The 3,236-nt window shown below is 66.5% G+C and carries 2 protein-coding genes and 1 pseudogene; 2 read left to right on the forward strand and 1 reads right to left on the reverse strand.

The annotated features are described in order from the left end of the window. Positions 1-1,605: sulfotransferase (locus JHD67_RS21145; protein WP_199101118.1), on the forward strand; the 1,605-nt coding region annotated here is incomplete at its 5' end. Here the strand turns inward: JHD67_RS21145 and JHD67_RS21150 are convergent. Next, the gene (locus JHD67_RS21150; RefSeq protein WP_199101119.1) at positions 1,581-3,044 is read right to left on the reverse strand and encodes a PLP-dependent aminotransferase family protein; all 1,464 of its coding nucleotides are present in this window, start codon (positions 3,042-3,044) and stop codon (positions 1,581-1,583) included. The two genes, JHD67_RS21145 and JHD67_RS21150, sit on opposite strands and share 25 nt — an antisense overlap. A gap of 111 nt (positions 3,045-3,155) precedes the next feature. Between JHD67_RS21150 and JHD67_RS21155 the strand changes: the two are divergent. Continuing rightward, positions 3,156-3,236 (forward strand): annotated as a pseudogene (locus tag JHD67_RS21155) (thiol:disulfide oxidoreductase); the annotation flags it as partial.

The following is a 3,236-nucleotide window of genomic DNA, read 5'->3' on the forward strand; positions in this document are numbered from 1 at the left end:
GTCGCGACACTCCGTCGGCTGGCGCCCGAAGTGGTGCAGGCTACCAGCCTTTTTTCCGATGGCGAACTCGCTGCGGCGGAGAACATCATCCGGCCCTACCTGCTGCGGGTGGGCCACGATATCGAAGCCATGCGTTTGCTTGCGCGCATCGGCCTTGCACGTGACGTGCTGGACGACGCGGAAGTATTGCTCGACGCGGTATTGGCTATGTCGCCGGACTATCACGCCGCGCGCTTTGACTATGCCAAGGTGCTGTTCGAGCGGCATAGGTACCTGCATGCCTGCCAGGAAATGGAGACGCTGCTGGCGGTCGAGCCGGACCACCTCGACTACCGCGTGCTGTATGCCAGCGCCAGCGTGGGTCTGGGCGAGCACGATCGCGCCATTGGTCTGTATCAGGCGCTTCTGCGCGAAGTGCCGCAGGCGGCCGACTTGCATCTGTCGCTGGCGCATTCGCTGAAAACACAGGGCCGGCAAGAGGAGGCCATCGCGGCCTACCACGCGGCCATCGCGGCACGGCCGGCATTTGGCGATGCATATTGGAGCCTCGCCAATCTCAAGACCTATCGCTTCACCGACGACGAGCTTGCCGGCATGCGGGCGGCCGAGACGGCGCCCGCCACGCCACTGGTGGACCGTTATCACCTGTGCTTCGCGCTGGGCAAGGCCCTGGAGGATCGCGGCGAGCACGATGCGTCCTGGCGCTGCTACCAGCAGGGCAACGCGCTGAAGCGATCGGAAAGCCGCTATCGCCCCGAGATCATCGAAACCAACGCGCGCAAGCAGCGCGAGGTATGCACACGCGAGTTCTTCGTCCAGCGCGCAGGCGTCGGCGCGCCCGATGCAGACCCGATCTTTATCGTCGGCCTGCCGCGCTCGGGCTCTACCCTGCTCGAACAGATCCTGGCTTCCCATTCGCAGGTGGAAGGCACGCAGGAGCTGGCCGATATTCCGCGCCTGGTGCTGGAGCTGCAGGGACGCGAGCCGGACTTCGACGATCCGCGCTACCCGGCCGCGCTGGCCGACCTGACGCCGGAGGATTTTCGCGCGATGGGCGACAGGTATTTGCGCGATACCCGCAGCTATCGTGGCAACGCGCCTTACTTCATCGACAAGATGCCGAACAATTTTCGGCACCTTGGGCTGATTCACCTGATGCTGCCCAATGCAAAGATCATCGATGCGCGACGCGAGCCGATGGCGTGCTGCTTCAGCAATCTCAAGCAGCTCTTTGCGAGCGGCCAGGAGTTCACGTACAGCATCGAGGATATTGCCCGCTACTACCGCAGCTACCTGGAACTGATGCAGCACTGGGACGCGGTGCTGCCGGGCCGCGTGCTGCGCGTGTATCACGAGGATGTGGTGGACGACCTGGAAGGCAACGTGCGCCGCCTCCTGGATTTCTGCGGTCTCGGGTTCGAGCCGTCGTGCCTGGAGTTCCACAAGACCGCGCGCAGCGTGCGCACCGCCAGTTCCGAGCAGGTGCGTCGCCCGATCTTCCGCGATGGCGTGGACCAGTGGACCAAGTACGAGGCCTATCTTGAGCCGCTCAGGACGAGCCTGGGCGATGCGCTCCAACGCTATCGCCCGGCCCCCGCGCGCTGATCCATCGCGGCATCGAGCACGCGCCCCAGCACGCGGGCGGCCTCATCCATGCGCGTGGCCGACAGGGCGCCCAGGCCGAACATCACGCCGTTGGGCGCGGGCTGGCTGATGGCCGCATCGGCCAGGGCTTCGATGCGCATACCTTGTGCCGCGCACGCACGCACGACGCTGGCCGCTTCCAGCGGGTCGATCAGCCGCGCCGACAGATGCAGGCCGGCCTCGGCCGCCAGCGGCAGCGCGCGACCGGCGGCATGCCGGGCCAACCCATCGAGCAGCGCTTGCCGGCGCTCTTCGTAGAGACGACGCATCTTGCGGACATGGCGTGCGAGGTGACCCTCGGCGATGAAGCGCGCCAATGTGTCCTGCGCCAGCACGTCGCCATGCCAGTCGCTGAAGCGTCGCGCCTTCGCCAACGCCGGGCAGGCCCATGGCGGCGCCACCACATAGCCCAGGCGCAAGGCCGGAAACAGGCTTTTGGAGAAGGTGCCCACGTAGAACACCACGCCATCGCGATCCAGGGTCTGCAAGGCATCCAGTGCACGGCCGCCGTAGCGAAACTCGCCGTCGTAATCGTCCTCGATCACCACTGCGCCATGGGTGCGTGCGAACGCAAGCAATGCCTGCCGACGCCCCGGCGACATCGCCATGCCCAAGGGATACTGATGGGAAGGCGTGACGTAGATGATGCGCGTCTCCGGCGGCAGCCGATCCACCATCAGCCCTTCCGCATCCACCGGTACCGGCACCACGACGGCGCCGGCTGCCTCGAATGCGGCGCGCAGCGACGGGTAGCCCGGATCTTCCATCGCCAGCACGCTGCGCCCGGGCGTCACCAGGATGCGCGCCAGCAGATCGAACGCCTGCTGCGCGCCGTTGGTCACCACGATGTCCTCCGCGCGGCAACTCACCGCACGTGCAAAGGAGACGTGCCCGGCAATGGCTTCGCGCAACACGCGCCGTCCCTCCGGTGCGTCATACAAGGCCGGCGCCCGGGACAAGCCACGCAGTGCCTGCGCGGAAAGCCTGCGCCAGGTCTCGAACGGAAACCGGGACAGGTCGGGCACGCCGACGCGCAGGTCCAGCCGCACCGGGGCAGCGCTCATAGGGCCAGGCGCCGACGCCTCGCGCCAGCGCGGGGCCAGGCGACGATCCCCGCCGCTCGCCACGGGCGTCGCCTCCCGTCGGGCAGGCACCACGCCAGCCACGGTGTAACCCGCACCCTGACGGACGCCGAGATAGCCCTCGCTCAACAAACGTTCGTAAGCGGCCACCACGGTGTTGCGCGATACGCCCAGCGCCTGCGCCAGCGCGCGGGTCGATGGCAACGGCTGGCCGGCATGCAATCGGCCATCCATGATCGCCGCGCGTAACTGGCCATGCAGCGCCTGCAGGCGGCCGCGGGGGGGAATATCCAGGGGGAACGCCAACTCGGGTTCCATTGCAGCGATCGCCGGTTCGCAACTGGTACGAGATATTTTTCTTAATCTGGATCTTTTTCAAGACCAATACGTGACCCAGACTGCCCCCATCGCCATCGAGGAAGCACCGCCATGATCGACCTGTATGTCGCCGCCACGCCCAACGGCCTCAAGGTGAAGTTGTTCCTGGAAGAAGCGGGCCTGCCCTACACC

Source organism: Dyella sp. ASV21, from assembly GCF_016428975.1.
Lineage (GTDB): Bacteria > Pseudomonadota > Gammaproteobacteria > Xanthomonadales > Rhodanobacteraceae > Dyella.